The sequence below is a fragment of the Erwinia sp. S38 genome, from assembly GCF_016624545.1.
In the GTDB taxonomy this organism is placed as follows: Bacteria; Pseudomonadota; Gammaproteobacteria; order Enterobacterales; family Enterobacteriaceae; genus Erwinia; species Erwinia coffeiphila.
The window spans coordinates 37,794-53,660 of the sequence record NZ_JACVTS010000021.1; the positions used below are offsets into that span (position 1 = coordinate 37,794).

A 15,867-nucleotide genomic window follows, 5' to 3' on the forward strand; every position below is an offset into this window, starting at 1 on the left:
GCTGTGACCCTTGAGCTGTCTTTAGATCGGACAACATCTGTGCCAGTCATCAAATGGAAATTGGTGTTGTGCAGGCTGTAGAGCCACGCTGATACCCTTTCTTCATTCAGCGTTTTAGATTGCACGCCGTGGCGGCGGTTCGTCCGGGCTATAACTCTTGAAACGTATTTAGAGCAGAACATATCCGCTAAATTCTCGTACTGAACCTCGTAACCCGAACTGTTTTCGAAGCAGCGATAACACTGGCCTGAGAGTGCACAGCCTATGTGGGAGATTTTGTACAATCCTTAGCTCTGGGGGGGCAGCTGGTTTGTATCTTCTGGAGCCTTAATGACTGCACGGACGGTTGAGACGCTTTTATAGAAGAACACCTCCGCCGAATTCCCTTATTGGACGCCATAGCCTGAACCTTTCGCCAATCAGCGACAACAATACCATGAAGGTGCACAGCCTCTGCCGGGGATACCGGGCAATCCACAGCGCTGAGGTGGAAGCAACTGGGCAGGAGACACCGACAGGACGTCGGTGTCAGGCGAAGTCGGGTCAGGGACGACACGTCTTCGCCGGTCCGCCCGGCCGGATGCTGAAACCGAAGGCATCACGCAGCGCGTAACGCGAGGACCGACCGGGAACCCCGGCAGAGGCCGGGAACCTGGCACCGTTTTATCCGCGACTAAATTCACCAGCCCGACTGCACCCTCAAAAGCGATCGAACCGGTACGGCGCAGGATCGATCAGCGGCGCATCCCCACACACCAGATCCGCCGCCAGCTGCCCTGCCGCCGGTGAAGTGCCGAACCCGTGCCCGGAAAAACCAGTCGCCAGCGTCAGACCGGGCAGCTTCGCCACCGGGCCAATAACCGGATTCGAATCCGGCGTCACGTCGATGGTTCCGGCCCAGGCTTCGGCAATTTCCGCCTGCGAAAACACCGGCCACGCCGCCCTGAGGTTGGTTAGCGCCTCCTGATTCAGCTCCGCATTCACCGGCGGGTCCATCGTCCGCACCTGCTCGAACGGCGACCGGCTGCTGGCCCGCCAGCGCCGCGCCAGCATCAGGTCGCGGACAAACGGCGTGCCAATTTTAATCCGCAGAAAATCCCGCTGCGCGCGAAGCTGCGGCAGATAGCGCGTTCCCAACAGAAAATGATCCAGCGTCAGCGAAGCGTCCAGCGCACCGCGCTGAGTAACAATAAAACCACCGTCGATATGCTTACGGAAGGAGAAATCCGGTGCACCAACGGCAATGTCCGTCGGCCCGTCCATCGGCTTCGTACGCAGTACCGAACACACCAGCGGCAGCACCGGTAGCGAAATACCCAGATTGCCCAGCAGACGCCTCGACCAGATACCACCAGCCAGCAGCACCTGCTCGCAGCGGATTTCCCCACGTTCGGTCACCACGCCGCTGACCCTGCCCGCTGTCGTACTCAGCGTACGCACCGCGCAGTGCTCAACAATCACCGCCCCTTTGGCCATCGCCGCGCGGGCAATGGCGCTGGAGGCCAGCGTCGGCTCCGCCCGCCCGTCGGAGGGGGTGAAAATCCCTCCGGCCCACTGGCTGCCGCCGCCAGGCACCTGGGCGGCGATCTGCTGCGCGCTCAGCAGATGGGAATCCAGATGCAGAGAACTGACCGATTTCAGCCAGCCTTCGTACATCGCCATCTGTGCTTCCGTGCGGGCGGCAAACATAATGCCTGCCTGACGATAGCCGACATCACTGCTGACCCGTTCCGACATCTCCGCCCACAGCCGATCGGCGGCCTGCGCCAGCGGAATATCCTCGGCCAGGCGGCTGGTTTTCCGCACCCAGCCGAGGTTACGGGAAGACTGCTCGCCAGCTATGCGGCCTTTTTCCAGTACCACCACCGGAATATTTCGTTCCGCCAGCGTCAGCGCCGCCGTCAGGCCAACTATGCCGCCGCCAATAATTACCACCGTGGTTTCCGGCGGGAAGTTCGCGGACGTTTGTACCGGCGTTATCGCAGGAGCCATCGCCATTACCTTCTTATGCTGAGTGAATTACTGAGAAACGTTAAGCTTTTCAACGCTGGCCGTAGAGGCTCCACGGTAAGCAGTAACCTCCAGCTCCACTTTGTACACCGTGGAACCCAGCGGCGGGCAGGTAGCCGTTAAGGCAGGGTCGATGCCACGGAATTTCTCGCCGACGATGGCCATCACCGTATGGATATCGGCAGGGTCCTGAATAAAGAGGCGTGAACAAATCACGTCGGCCAGCGTAGCATCTACCGCCGCCAGCGCCTGCTCAACATTGGCAAACACCTGCTGCGTCTGTTCGGCAATATCCTCGGGGATCTCTTTGGTCTGCGGGTTGCGCCCGGCAGTATTGGAAACGTAGATCCAGTTATCGACCGCCACCACGCGCGAGTAGCTGGCTTTTTCTTCGAAGATGGAGCCGGTTTTTACTTTAATAATTTTGGTCATGTGGTTATTCCCTTCAGATAAAAGTGTCAGAGTGAAAAAGGTGGCAATCGGGCTCAGCTCAGCGCCGGGCTGTCCCACAGGTTCAGCTTGACGCCGATGTTGTTAGCCAGCGCATTGCGGTAAACCACCGTGCCCCAGGCCACGTCTTCGACCGGCATACCGCCGACCGACATAATGATAATTTCGTCATCGTTCAGGCGGCCCGGCGCGTCCCCGGCGATGATTTTGCCGATGTCTTCCAGCTGTTCCGGGGCCAGCTGTCCGGCGGCCAGCATGTCCATAAAGCGCACGCCGATAACGGGAATGGTGTGGTGGGCTGGTTTGGGCACTTCCTCGAACCAGGCGTGATACAGGCCGGTGTTATCCAGCACCTTGCGCACGTCGGCCCGTTCCATCCCTTCGTCGATATTGCACAGCGCGGGCATCGCCAGGAACGCACCGGGCTTCACCCACTCGCGCTTGACGATCGGATAGGTCGCCGGATCGCCCACCTCGCCGGAGCTACAGTAGGTAACGATATCGGAACCGCGCACGACCTCTTCGAGGGTATCGACCACCTGCACGGTGGCGATTTGCGGCCAGGTGGCGGTGACCCAGGAGATGAAATTGTCCAGGCTACGCTGCCCGCGGCCTTTCACCTTGATGGTGTCAATCTGCGGGCAGACGGCAAGAAACGCGGCAACGGCGGTTTTGCCCATCACGCCCGGTCCCAGCAGGCCAATCACTCGGGAATCTTTACGCGCCAGATGGCGAGCACCGACCCCCGGCACCGCACCGGTGCGGTAGGCGGAAAGCAGGTTGGCGGACATATGCGCCAGCGGTGCACCGGTGTCGGCATCGTTAAGGGTGAACATCAGGATCGAGCGCGGTAATCCCTTCTGCCGGTTGGCAATATTCGAGCCGTACCACTTCACCCCAGCAGTGCAAAAGCTGCCGCCGAGGTAGGCGGGCATCGCCATCAGACGGCGGTCAGCCGTCGGCTTCGGCATAGTGGGAAACGGCGAGTTTTCAGGGAAGGTGACCATCGCACCGTGGGAATCGTTATTGGCACCGGCCATACGATAGTCGCCCTGATACAGCAGGCCAAACATCTCCTCCATCGTATCCACACAGCTCGCCATATCGGTCACTCCGGCGCGGATCATGTCCTGCTCGGAAAGGTAGAGAAAATCAATTCTGGTGTTGTCGGTCATCTCGGTCGCCTCTGGAAAACGGGTGATAGCGCAGGAATTGCGTTATGAATATCGTGAGGCTGCCGGGGCTGTATTGAATATTTGCGACACGCGCTGAAACGCCCCAAAACGGAAGTGGCACCCTGATTGCATTGACTGAGCATCATCATTGCTATGCAGGAACCGCCTATGTCACACGATCTTGCCTGCGGCCAGAGCGCCGTCATCCAGCCGGAACAGCCGTGGTTTGTGCTTAGCGCGGCGCATCAGTACTCGCTGATGGCCTCCCGCCATCCGGCGATTGCTCACTTCTACAGTTTTGACGTGGCGCACTCCGCCAGCCTGACGCTGGCCATCCCGGACGGCTGCGTGGATATCGTGTTTGACTGTGATGCGCTAAAGCCGGTAGCGCGGGTGTGCGGCACCACGCTGGAAGCACGCAGCGCGGAGCTGATCCGCGATCATCGCTACTTCGGCGTACGCTTTGCGCCGGGGGTGGTGCCGGACTTTCTGGACCTGGTGGCGGAGGAGTTAACCGATCGCGAGTTTAACTTTCTGGATGTGGTGCCGGATGCCCGGCTGGCCTGCGAGCAGATCCTGCGCCATTCGCAGTTCTCGCGGCAGATAGAGTTGTTTAATCAGCACTTTACCTCGCGACTGGTGCGCAAAACGTCCGCCGTGACCGGGCTGAGTATTCAGACCATCCTGCGGCAAAAAGGCAATATCCGCATTGAGCAGCTGGAGTCACTGACCGGCTACACCTGCCGGACGATTCAGCGCCAGTTCAGGCAGGATACCGGGATGTCGCCGAAAACCTTCGGCCGCATTATGCGCTGCCAGGCAGCGTTGAACAGCCTGCATCAGCAGGGCGCGGTGTCATTTTCCGACCTCGCGCTGGACCTGGGTTTTAGCGATCAATCGCACTTCCTGCGCGAGTTCAAAAAGCTGGTCAGCACCACGCCGCTGGACTATCAGCGCCGCACGCTGCACGAGTCCTACAACGGTCGTATTCGCCATCACTGAACCCCGGTCGTTAGCGCAAGGTTAGCGACCCGTTAGCAGAAAGTAGCACTGAAATGGTGCAGCTGTTGCACCGCCGTGCTGTCCGATTTTTTCTATCGCCGCCCTCACCGCTGAGAAATGATGCATATCAGTTTCCTGCTCAGAAAGCTCACATCTCTGGGTTCGATTTCACTCTGCAATAAGGCGCTGGCGATGAGTAACTCAAGCGGTTTACGAAAAAATACCCTCGGACTTTCTTCCCTGGTGTTCTTTGTTGTGGCGGCGGCCTCCCCCCTTACCGGGGTAGTCGGTGGGCTGCCGGTGGCGATTTTCACCGGAAACGGCGGCGGTATTCCGGTGGTTTATATTATCGCCTGCCTGATCCTGATGCTGTTTTCCGTTGGCTACCTGACCATGAGCCGCTACGTCACCGATGCCGGGGCGTTCTACACCTATATCTCAAAGGGGCTGGGTGAAAGCTGGGGCGCATCGGCTTCCATGCTGGCACTGCTGGCCTATTTCTCGGTGCAGACGGCAATTATGGCGATGCTCGGTTTCTTCAGCAGTCTGTTCCTTGAGCAGCATCTGGCGGCCCATATTCCCTGGTGGGCGCTGAGCATGCTGTTTGCGGTGATTGCCTGGGTGCTGGGCATTAAGCGGGTTGAGGTCGGCGGCAAGCTGCTGGGCGTGCTGATGCTGGCCGAGGTGGCGATTGTGCTGCTGACCGACGTGATGATCCTGTTGAAAAAGAGCGGCCCGCTGAATTTCAGTTCATTTGAGCCGTCGGTGTTTATGCACGGTAATCTCGGCATCGCCTTTGTGTTTTCCATCGCCGCGTTTATCGGTTTTGAGTCCACGGCAATCTATGCCGAGGAGTGCCGGGAGCCGAAGAAAACCATTCCACGCGCCACAATCTGTGCGCTGGTGATTATTACCGCCTTCTTCTGTTTCACCAGCTGGTCGTTTGTGCAGGTTTACGGCTTTGAGCAGATTGCGGCGATCGCCAGTAAAGATCCCGGCAACTTCGTGTTTGATATTACCCGGCAGTACGTCGGCCAGTGGGCGGTTGAAACCATGTCTGTGCTGCTGATTACCAGCCTGTTTGCCGCCACGCTGGCCTTCCACAACAATATTTCGCGCTATATCTACAGCATCAGCCGCGACGGGTTGATCTGGAAGGAGCTGTCGGAGACGCATCCGACCAACGGAACGCCGCACAAGGCCAGCCATATGCACAGCGTGATTTTACTGCTGCTGTTGGCGGGGATGGGCAGTACCAATATGGACCCGATGGTGCATATTTTTGCCTTCGGTTCGGCCATTGCCACGCTGGCGATTCTGATGTTGCAGGTGGGGGTTTCGGCGGCGGTTATCGTGTTTTTCCGTTATCGCGTTGAGCATGATAACAGTGCCTGGCAGGTGTTCTGGGCTCCGCTGCTGGCGATTATTTTTATGCTGATAACGATTGTGTTGGTGATTGGTAATCTGCAGTTGATTAGCGGCAGTGATTCGGCGCTGATTAAGTTTATTCCGTGGTTTATTGCGGCCTGCGCCTGCGCCGGTTATGTGATGTCGGGGAGACGTCGGGCGGTGCGGGCGGAATGAGTGTTCAGGCTGGGGTCGTTGATAAAACGGTGCCGGGTTCCCAGCCTCTGCCGGGATTGCGGCAAGATTGTGTAGGGTTCCCAGCCTCTGCCGGGGTTCCCGGTCGGTCCTCGCGTCACGCGCTGCGTGATGCCTTCGGTTACAGCATCCGGCCGGGCGGACCGCCGAAGACGGGTCTTCCCTGACCCGACTTCGCCTGACACCGACGTCCTGTCGGTGTCTCCTGGCCAGCTGCTTCCACCTCAGCGCTGCGGATTGCCCGGTATCCCCGGCAGAGGCTGTGCACCTTCATGGCATTGTTGTCGCTGCTTAATGATCAGTTCAGTCGAAAGTACTCAATATGAATATTGAGCCGGAATGTAGCGAAAGGCAGCAGCAGGCTTTGTTATGCAAATTTATGTACAGGCTCGTTTTGCTCTGAAAGCAACTCAGCAGTCACGGCGTGGACGGGTCGCGGCTACGACGGGCAATCCGCAGCGCTGAACGAAGCGAGGAAGCCAGGATAAGCCCGCAGGACGCGGGCGCAAGGCTCGGTCGGCACATGGATGTGCCGTCTGAGCCGGTCCGACAGGCTGACGAACAAAGTGAAGGCATCGCGAAGCGGCGCGAGGACCGCCAGCCGTAGCCGCGACCCGTCCGCGCAGTCACCGCAGTCACCGCAGTCACCATTCAGCGCAAAAAAACTACGCCCTTGTCAGCTGCGCATCATACAAATGCGCATAACGCCCGCGACGCTCCAGCAGCTGCTTATGACTGCCCTGCTCCACAATCCCACTATCGTCCACCACAATAATCCGATCGGCATTCTGAATCGTCGTCAAACGGTGGGCAATAATCAGCGACGTACGCCCCACCGACAGCTCGGACAGCGACTGCTGAATCGCCTGCTCCGTCGCCGTATCCAGCGCCGACGTCGCCTCATCCAGAATCAGAATCGGTGGATTCTTCAGGAACACGCGAGCAATCGAAATACGCTGCTTCTGACCGCCGGACAGCTTCACGCCGCGCTCGCCCACAATCGTATCCAGACCGTCCGGCAAACTGTTGATCAAATCCGCCAGACGCGCGCGGGTCGCCGCCTGCCAGATCTCCTCTTCCGTCGCGTGCAGACGACCATAGGCAATATTCTCGCGAATCGAACCGCCAAACAGGAACACGTCCTGCTGCACAATCCCGATCTGACCGCGCAGCGACTGCTGGGTCATATCGCGAATATCCAGACCGTCGACCCGAATTACCCCCTGCTGCACGTCATAAAAACGCGGCAGCAGCGAGCACAGCGTGGTTTTACCCGCACCGCTCGGCCCGACAAACGCCACCGTTTCACCGGCGCGAATAGTCAGATTCAAATCCTTCAGCACCGTTGAACCCGCGCTGTAGCCAAAGGTAACGTTATCGAACTCGATATCGCCCTTCAGCGCGCTGACCACGCGTGCATCCGGCTTATCGGTAATATCCGGCGCGGTATCCAGCAGCTGGGTGAAGCGGCGGAAACCGGCAATCCCTTTCGGATAGCTCTCCATCACTGACGAAATCTTCTGCACCGGGCGGAAGAACACTTCCACCAACAGCAGGAAACCGATAAACCCGCCGTAGCTCAGCTCACCCTTCAGCACGTACCACGTGCCCGCCACCATAATCACCAGCTGAACCAGACGGGTGCTGAGATAGCTCAGCGTCATGCTGGCGGTCATAATGCGGTAGGCCTGCAGCTTGGTGGTTTTGTAGTTGACGTTATCGCGGGCAAACAGCTTCTCTTCCTGATGCTCGTTGGCAAACGCCTTCACCACGCGCACGCCGCCGATGCTCTCTTCGATGCGGGCGTTGAAATCACCGATCTGACCAAACAGCTTGCGCCAGGTGTTGGTCATCTGGCTGCCGTGCCGGCTGACCAGCCAGGTCATCGACGGCACGATAATAATGGTCATCAGCGCCAGCGGCATATGCACCGTCGCCATCAGAATAAAGGCACCAATAAAGGTCATCACCGCAATAAACAGATCTTCCGGGCCGTGGTGGGCGATTTCCCCCACTTCTTCCAGATCTTTGGTGACGTGGGTAATAATGTGGCCGGTTTTCACGTTGTCGTAATAGCCCAGCGACAGCTTCTGCAAATGCTGGAACGCCTGCTGGCGCATATCGGTTTCAATCCCGACGCCCAGCGCGTGCCCCCAGTAGTTCACCACCGCCATCAGCCCGGTATTAATCAGGTAGATCGCCAGCAGCGCCACCGAGGCAACAATAATCATCACCCAGTCCTGGGCAGGCAGCAGCTTGTCAATAAAGGCACGAACCGCCATCGGGAAGGAAAGCTCCAGCAGCCCGGCAAGAATGGCACAGCCAAAATCGAGCAGAAAAAGCTTCTTGTAAGGTACGTAATAACTAAAAAAACGCCTGAGCATAACTCCCTCAATATTCACTATAATTTTTTAATGCCGGACGGCGGGTGCGGTAATTTTCGGCGGGATTATAACATTGTGCGGGAATATCAAGTCGTTTTAATTACGCCACAAATAACGTAGGGATTAATTTGCAGCTATTCCCGGAAAGTTAACCGGGAATAATCTCAGGGTTATTTAATCAGCATCTGGCGGAAGCATTCAGCGAATAGCAGGTACGTCAGTGACCGTTGGTCAGATGCCGTGGTTGCCGCGATAGTCCGGCGACAGTATCTCGATCAACGCACGGGTATTGGCCGTCAGCCCCTCTTTTCGCCACACCAGCTCCGTCACAATGCGGCTACCGCTGCTGTCAAAAGGATGAACCTCGACGGGCATCGGGGCAGGAAAGGTGCTGAGCAGCGGCTCGGGCACCACGCCAATGCCCATTCCGGCGCTCACCCCGCCGAGAATAGCGTGATAGGAGGACATTTCTGCCAGCCGATGCGGGCGAAGCTGATGCTGGCTGAACCAGGCCGTCAGGCGATCGCGATAGGAGCATCCATCGCGGAAAACCAGCAGCGTTTCCCTCTGTAGATCCTCCGCCGACGTCACCGGCGGAAAGCCGCTGGCCGTGATGATCACCAGCGTTTCCTCAAACACCGCCATCCGTTCAAGCCGGTCATCGGCACGGGCATCGGCAACAAAAGCGGCATCCAGCCGGTGCTCTAGCACCGCATCACAGAGATCGCGGCTGGTCCCGGTTTCCAGCTCAATCGCAATATCCCGATGAAGCCGATACAAAGCGGCAAGCGGTGCGGGGAGCCGGGTTGCTGCCATGCTATCCAACGCACCCAGTCGGAATCTGCCGCCCGGTACGGGCTGGGCAACCTGCTGCTCGGCGGTAGCCACCAGCTGCATAATTTGCAGCGCATGCTCATAGAGCGTTCTGGCTTCTGCGGTGGGGATAAAGCGTCGATTCGCCCGGACAAACAGTGTGGTGCCCAGCTGGCTTTCTATATTCTGCAGCCGGGCGGTAATGGCGGAGGGGACGCGGCAGAGCAGGTTAGCCGCCGCTGTGATGCTGCCGCTCTCTACCAGAGCGATAATGGTGCGAAAGTCGGCGATATCCATCATTTTCTCCAAAATTGAATTACAGCCACAAATTTATTCAATTGTGATGAAAGTTCCTATCCCTTAACGTCGGGAAAATGACGCAGATTAAGGCGCTGCGGCTTAACACCGCGGCCACAGCGAGGATGAGATGAAAAAACTGGGATTCATTGGCGGCACGGGCCCGGAATCGACCCTGCTTTATTACCGTAAGTTTGTTTATGAAGCTAACCGCCGGATCGGCGGTGACTTTTTTCCCAACTTAACCATTGAGAGCATCAACGTTTATCAGGTGCTGGAGATGTGCGGCCGTAGCGACTTCGCCGGGCTAACCGATTATCTGGCAAAGGCGGTTGAAAACCTCGTGGCCGCTGGCGCAGAGATCGTCGCCCTGACCGGCAACACGCCACATATCGTCTTTGAGGCGCTACAGGCCAGATCGGCAGTGCCGCTGGTAAGTATTATTGCCTCTACCCGCGACGCGGTCGTCACGCAAGGGCTGAAAAACGTGGGGCTGCTGGGCACGCGCTTTACGATGGAGGCAGATTTTTTCAAACAACCGCTGATCGATAAAGGGATTACCGTCGCGATTCCTTCCCGAACTGAAATCGATTTTATCGCCGACCGTATCCACTACGAGCTTGAGAAAGGCATCATTAATCCGCAAACCCGCCAGCGGTTCATCGCGGTGATTGAAAGAATGCGGCAGGAAGACGGTATTGAAGCGGTGATTTTAGGCTGTACCGAGCTGCCTCTTCTATTTGGTGAGGAAGCACTGCCGGTACGGGGCCTGGACACGGTGGAGATTCATATTGATGCGCTGTTCACCGCACTGCTGAATTAAGCCGACCCGGTTCGATCGGTGATGCATAGCGGAGGATTGATATTACGCTTCCCGGGTGCGCAGCGGGCGGAAGAGATAATCATACAGTGCCGAGAACTGGGTGAACCTTTTGACTAACGCCTCGAAGACGGTGCGATGCAGATCGTCCTGTAAAAAACCCAGCGTTGTAGCGTAGTTTTTCGGATGGAAAAAGGCTTTGTCATACACCATCACCGTGCCTTCCCAGGTCAGGACGGAGTGCCCGTCCGGCTGCGGCAGACTCTGGAAGTTGGCTTTATGATATGACTTGCCGTGCATGCCCAGATAGGTGGTGCGCGAGTCGTACTCTTTTTTATTCACCAGGCGGCAAAATTCATAGGGGGAATCGTACTGTGGCAGCGAGAAGTCCGGGCCCAGCAGATTACTCTCCCCCGACATGCCTTCAATCGTCACCGTCACATTGATCTTATCAAACAGGAAATCGAAGTTATTCGATTTGGCAAAGTCGATATGAATGCTGAAGTTGTCAGATTTAACGGCCCAGCAGTTCAGAAAGCCCGCCAGCAGCACGTTAAAAACCTGCCACTCGCTCATCTTCTTTTCACCGGCCAGGCTGCGGAACCGGCTGACGATCAGCTTTGATTTCGGGTGCATGAATAAGGTGTAAAGTGGATCGCTGGAGCTTAACACTTCCATCATTCAGCCCTTCATCTCAAAATCGCCATAACAGCCGAGCACCTTAGCATTTACAAAGGGCGAAATCAGCCGATCCATGGCTTTTCAGACAAAGCATTCTGCTGCGAACTATCGAGATGCTGAATAAAACGCCCATCGTAAGTCATTCTACATCGTCATTCGGAGCGTACCCGTACGCAGCCGGGCAGTAGATAAGCAGGGCCATCAATTTTCGAATATTTCGTTTATTGTTATTTTCGTTTATTTCGTATAATCTGGTTTAGTGAATACTCCCTGCGGGTATCGCACAACAAACCAGATAAAAAATGCCACTATTCAATGAGATAATCATGACAAACTCAATTCTTAAAAGCTTGAGCCTCCCAGCGCCTGAGGAAATTGAGGTGGCAATCCGTGGACAAAGAGCGCTTGCGACCTATCTGTCTACCAGGCTGGAAACGCAAAAAATTGCCATTCAGGACGCTGATAATAATACTCACCAGATTGAGTTACCCACTTCTGCACTGACGCTGCTGATGACGATTCTTGGTGAGCTGGCAGCAGGTAATGCCGTGCAGATTGTGCCAGTGCACGCTGAGTTAACGACGCAGGAAGCAGCCAATATTCTGAACGTTTCGCGCCCGCACCTGGTGAAACTGCTGGAAGATGGCGCGTTACCTTTCCACAAAACAGGTCGACATCGCCGCGTACTGTTTGCAGATCTGATGAAATTTAAAGATCAACGCGACACCAATAGCCAAAAGGCTATGCAGGAACTGTCCGACCTCAGTCAGGAAATTGGACTTTACTGATGAATCAGGCAATCCCCGATGCGATAGTTACAGGCTATGAAAATCTGATTGGGAGCCTCAACCTTCCCGATCCTGACGATCGCCATGTTGTTGCTGCCCAGTACGGTGCAATGCAGAGGTAATTGTAACGCTCAATCTGAAGAACTTCCCGGCTTCACGGATGGTTGAATTCGACATTGAATCGCTCCATCCGGATGAGTTTATTTCAGATCTGTTCGACTTAAACCACGCGCTGGCGCTGCAGGCAGTCGCAGAACAGCGAATGAGTATGAGGAAACCGCCTGTTAACGTGGAAGAGTATCTGACAGCATTACTCCGTCAGGGACTCCCCATGACCATAAAGGCAATGGAAAATTACCAGTCAATGCTGTGATAATCTCCCTTATTGAGGAAAAAACAACCAGATATCGACTGAATTTTCCGTCCTTAAAACATCACAGCGCCTGCGCACAAGCCCAGGCCGAACTCCACGCCCACTGGAAGTTATAGCCGCCCAGCCAGCCGGTAACGTCCACCACTTCGCCAATAAAGTACAGCCCCGGCACGTCGCGGGCTTCCATGGTTTTCGAGGAAAGCTGTGTGGTGTCCACGCCGCCCAGGGTCACTTCGGCGGTGCGATAGCCTTCGGTGCCGTTCGGCTGCACGCGCCACTGGTGCAGCGTCGTCACCAGCTCGCCCTGCTGGCGGCTGTTGAGCTGCTTCAGGGTGCATTCCGGCACATGGCCCAGCAGCTGCAGGCACTCGACCAGCCGCTTCGGTAGCAGTTTCGCCAGGGTATTTTTCAGGCTCTGATTCGGGTGCTGATTACGCTCTTCATTAATAAACGCATCGATATCCTGCTGCGGCGACAGATCGATGGTGACAAACTCACCCGGCTGCCAGTAGCTGGAAAGCTGGAGCACCGCCGGGCCGGACAGGCCGCGGTGGGTAAACAGCAGCGCCTCTTTAAACACCGTGCCGTCCTCCGCCGTCATCACCGACGGCACCGACACGCCGGAAAGCGTCTGTAGCTGTTCCAGCAGCGGCTTGTGCAGGGTGAACGGCACCAGTCCGGCGCGGGTCGGGAACACCTTCAGCCCGAACTGTTCGGCAATTTTATAGCCAAACGGCGATGCCCCCAGTCCCGGCATCGACAGACCGCCGCTGGCAATCACCAGTTTTTCCGCCTGCACCTCAGCGCCGTTGAGCTGAAGCGTATAGCCCGAATCGCCACGCACCACGGACATCACTTCGCTGCGCAGCCGCAGCGTCACGTTTCCCGCCTCGCACTCTTTCAGCAGCAGATCGACAATCTGCTGGGCAGAATCATCGCAGAACAGCTGGCCGAGAGTTTTCTCATGCCAGGCAATGCCGTGGCGGTTCACCATATCGATAAAATCCCACTGCGTATAACGCGCCAGTGCGGATTTACAAAAGTGGGGGTTGTGCGACAGGTAGGCCGCCGGTTCGGTATACAGATTGGTGAAGTTGCAGCGGCCACCGCCGGACATCAGGATTTTACGCCCGGCCTTTTTGCCATTATCAATCAGCAGTACGCGCAGCCCTTTCTGGCCCGCCTGCGCCGCACAAAACAGGCCCGCAGCCCCTGCGCCAATTACGATAACGTCATATTTTTCCACTGCTCACCCCGGCACTGCCCGACAAAAACGCTGATTGTAGAGAGTTGGCGGGAGGGATACCAGCATCAGGGGAAACCTCAGCGGAAACAATTTGTAACTTAATGATTTACCATAATTTTCTTAGGGTATTGTCACTATAGTGACACATTAATGTCAAAAAAAGTCTATATTTCACTTTCCCCCAGTGCGGTTTGTCGCTGATAATGCGCCGCGTTCATGTCCTCCAAAATGGCGTAACGCTTATGCTACATCTATTTGCTGGTCTTGATTTTCATACCGGCTTGTTACTGGTTCTGGCTTTGTTGTTTGTATTGATTTATGAAGCGATTAACGGCTTCCACGATACAGCCAACGCGGTCGCAACCGTGATCTACACTCGTGCAATGCGTTCGCAGTTAGCGGTCGTCATGGCAGGGGTGTTCAACTTCTTTGGTGTACTGTTGGGCGGCCTGAGCGTAGCTTATGCCATTGTCCATCTGTTACCCACCGATCTGTTATTGAACGTTGGATCGGCTCACGGGCTGGCAATGGTCTTTTCCATGCTGCTTGCCGCCATTATATGGAACCTCGGAACCTGGTATTTTGGGTTACCGGCTTCCAGCTCCCACACCCTGATTGGTGCCATTATCGGTATCGGCCTGACTAACGCGTTGCTGACCGGAACTTCGGTGGTTGATGCGCTGAACGTGCCGAAAATGATTGGCATCTTTATGTCATTGATTATCTCGCCGATTGTTGGCCTGGTTGTTGCTGGCGGACTGGTGTTCCTGCTGCGCCGTTACTGGAGCGGGAACAAAAAGCGTATGCGTGTCCACATGACGCCAGCGGAACGTGAAAAGATCGATGGCAAGAAAAAGCCGCCGTTCTGGACCCGTATCGCTCTGATCGTTTCCGCGATTGGCGTTAGCTATTCACACGGTGCAAATGACGGCCAGAAAGGCATTGGTCTGATTATGCTGGTGCTGATTGGCGTGGCGCCGGCAGGCTTCGTGGTCAATATGAATTCCACCGGTTATGACATCACCCGTACGCGTGATGCCGTTAACCATCTGGAGCAGTATTACCAGCAGCATGCCGCTTCGCTGACGCACATCATTCAGATGTCGCCACCGGCGATTCCGTCGCCGGAAGAAGTGCCGTCCGGTCCTCAGGAGTTCCACTGTGATGCCGCGCGCGCGCTGCCGGTTATCCAGCGTGCTCAGGGACTGCTGAACGACCTGTCCAGCTACGATTCACTGACCGTTGAGCAGCGCAGCCATCTGCGCCGCATGCTGATGTGTATCTCGGATACGGCGGAAAAAGCAGCCAAGCTGCCGGAAACCAGCGCGGAAGATAAACGCTTCCTGACCAAGCTGAAAGGCGATTTGCTGAACACCATCGAGTACGCTCCGGTGTGGATTATCATCGCGGTGGCACTGGCCCTATCGTTAGGTACGATGGTTGGCTGGCGTCGTGTTGCTACCACTATCGGTGAAAAAATCGGTAAGAAAGGCATGACTTACGCTCAGGGAATGTCGGCGCAGATGACGGCGGCGGTCTCGATTGGCGTGGCAAGTTATACCGGCATGCCGGTTTCAACCACTCACGTTCTCTCCTCCTCGGTGGCGGGTACGATGCTGGTTGACGGCGGTGGCGTTCAAGGCCGCACCATTAAGAATATCCTGCTGGCGTGGGTATTTACCCTGCCGGTATCGATTGTTCTTTCCGGTGTGCTGTACTGGATTGCGCTGAAGCTGATTTAAGCCAGCGCGGCGGGGTTACCCGTCACGCAAAAAGTGTAGAAAGCGGACTTCGGTCCGCTTTTTTTATGGCTGTACGCCGCGCTTAATGCCAGATAGCCAGGCCAATCAGGCTGATAACCACCAGCCCGCAGAGGGAACTGGTCAGGATAAACTGGCCGCGCACGCGCCGACAGCGGCGGATAAACTCATCGTCATGATGATCGAGATAGCGCTGGGCCCAGATGTAGTACACCAGCCGAACCTGCTTGCCCGGCTGCCCGTGCGAGGTAAAAAATCCCGCGCCATCGACGTACTGATACAGCAAAGGATCGCAACCGCGTAACACCACAAGCAAGGCGCGCAGCGAAGAGAAATAGCGCGCCATATTCACCACACAAACGACACAAAGAGCCCAGAAAAGCGCGATGGTGCTGATCATGATCCCCTCCCGGCCATTCACCACAGAAAACGTCAGACGGACAAACCTCTGCGCCCTGCGATGGTT

Annotated in this window: 14 protein-coding genes; 6 read left to right on the top strand and 8 right to left on the bottom strand. The window is 56.4% G+C overall.

All coding sequences use genetic code 11. The annotated features are described in order from the left end of the window. Nucleotides 1-699: 699 nt before the first annotated feature. Genes IBT46_RS20505 through IBT46_RS20515 form a run of 3 tightly spaced genes read right to left on the bottom strand, consistent with a single transcriptional unit; the run spans nt 700 to nt 3,635 of the window. Complete coding sequence (locus tag IBT46_RS20505; RefSeq protein WP_200547181.1) at nt 700-1,992, bottom strand: FAD-binding oxidoreductase; 1,293 nt, start codon at nt 1,990-1,992, stop codon at nt 700-702. 27 nt (nt 1,993-2,019) lie between these two features. After that, entirely contained in the window at nt 2,020-2,442 is a 423-nt protein-coding gene (locus IBT46_RS20510; protein ID WP_200547182.1) for a RidA family protein, read from the bottom strand. Nucleotides 2,443-2,495: 53 nt separating this feature from the next. Further along, on the bottom strand, nt 2,496-3,635 hold the full coding sequence (locus IBT46_RS20515) for a tyramine oxidase subunit B (RefSeq protein WP_105594138.1): 1,140 nt from the start codon (nt 3,633-3,635) through the stop codon (nt 2,496-2,498). Nucleotides 3,636-3,803: 168 nt separating this feature from the next. On the opposite strand from IBT46_RS20515, the gene IBT46_RS20520 reads away from it, so the two are divergent. Together IBT46_RS20520 and IBT46_RS20525 are read left to right on the top strand one after the other, a co-directional pair. Beyond that, nucleotides 3,804-4,637 (top strand): helix-turn-helix domain-containing protein, encoded by an 834-nt coding sequence (locus IBT46_RS20520; protein WP_200547183.1) that lies wholly within the window; start codon nt 3,804-3,806, stop codon nt 4,635-4,637. 192 nt (nt 4,638-4,829) lie between these two features. Continuing rightward, nucleotides 4,830-6,221 (top strand): APC family permease, encoded by a 1,392-nt coding sequence (locus tag IBT46_RS20525; RefSeq protein ID WP_200547184.1) that lies wholly within the window; start codon nt 4,830-4,832, stop codon nt 6,219-6,221. Between the two features lie 683 nt (nt 6,222-6,904). Here IBT46_RS20525 and IBT46_RS20530 read toward each other — a convergent pair. After that, the gene (locus IBT46_RS20530) at nt 6,905-8,623 is read right to left on the bottom strand and encodes an ABC transporter ATP-binding protein (RefSeq protein WP_200547185.1); all 1,719 of its coding nucleotides are present in this window, start codon (nt 8,621-8,623) and stop codon (nt 6,905-6,907) included. 231 nt (nt 8,624-8,854) lie between these two features. Next, on the bottom strand, nt 8,855-9,736 hold the full coding sequence (locus tag IBT46_RS20535; protein ID WP_234480219.1) for a LysR family transcriptional regulator: 882 nt from the start codon (nt 9,734-9,736) through the stop codon (nt 8,855-8,857). A 127-nt stretch (nt 9,737-9,863) separates the two neighbouring features. On the opposite strand from IBT46_RS20535, the gene IBT46_RS20540 reads away from it, so the two are divergent. After that, complete coding sequence (locus IBT46_RS20540; protein WP_200547186.1) at nt 9,864-10,556, top strand: aspartate/glutamate racemase family protein; 693 nt, start codon at nt 9,864-9,866, stop codon at nt 10,554-10,556. Nucleotides 10,557-10,598: 42 nt separating this feature from the next. On the opposite strand, the gene IBT46_RS20545 is transcribed toward IBT46_RS20540, so the two are convergent. Then, the gene (locus tag IBT46_RS20545) at nt 10,599-11,234 is read right to left on the bottom strand and encodes a hypothetical protein (RefSeq protein ID WP_200547187.1); all 636 of its coding nucleotides are present in this window, start codon (nt 11,232-11,234) and stop codon (nt 10,599-10,601) included. A 326-nt stretch (nt 11,235-11,560) separates the two neighbouring features. Here IBT46_RS20545 and IBT46_RS20550 point away from each other — a divergent pair, with 326 nt between their 5' ends. Continuing rightward, entirely contained in the window at nt 11,561-12,022 is a 462-nt protein-coding gene (locus tag IBT46_RS20550; RefSeq protein ID WP_200547188.1) for a helix-turn-helix domain-containing protein, read from the top strand. Nucleotides 12,023-12,182: 160 nt separating this feature from the next. After that, on the top strand, nt 12,183-12,395 hold the full coding sequence (locus IBT46_RS20555; RefSeq protein ID WP_200547189.1) for a hypothetical protein: 213 nt from the start codon (nt 12,183-12,185) through the stop codon (nt 12,393-12,395). A 61-nt stretch (nt 12,396-12,456) separates the two neighbouring features. On the opposite strand, the gene IBT46_RS20560 is transcribed toward IBT46_RS20555, so the two are convergent. Further along, nucleotides 12,457-13,641, bottom strand: a complete 1,185-nt coding sequence (locus IBT46_RS20560) for an NAD(P)/FAD-dependent oxidoreductase (protein WP_200547190.1) — start codon at nt 13,639-13,641, stop codon at nt 12,457-12,459. 242 nt (nt 13,642-13,883) lie between these two features. Here IBT46_RS20560 and pitA point away from each other — a divergent pair, with 242 nt between their 5' ends. Next, nucleotides 13,884-15,383 carry an inorganic phosphate transporter PitA gene (gene pitA, locus IBT46_RS20565; protein WP_200547191.1) on the top strand — a complete coding sequence of 500 codons (1,500 nt, stop codon included), beginning with the start codon at nt 13,884-13,886 and terminating at the stop codon, nt 15,381-15,383. A gap of 82 nt (nt 15,384-15,465) precedes the next feature. Here pitA and uspB read toward each other — a convergent pair whose 3' ends face one another. Next, entirely contained in the window at nt 15,466-15,801 is a 336-nt protein-coding gene (uspB, locus tag IBT46_RS20570) for a universal stress protein UspB (RefSeq protein WP_200547192.1), read from the bottom strand. Between the last annotated feature and the right edge of the window lie 66 nt (nt 15,802-15,867).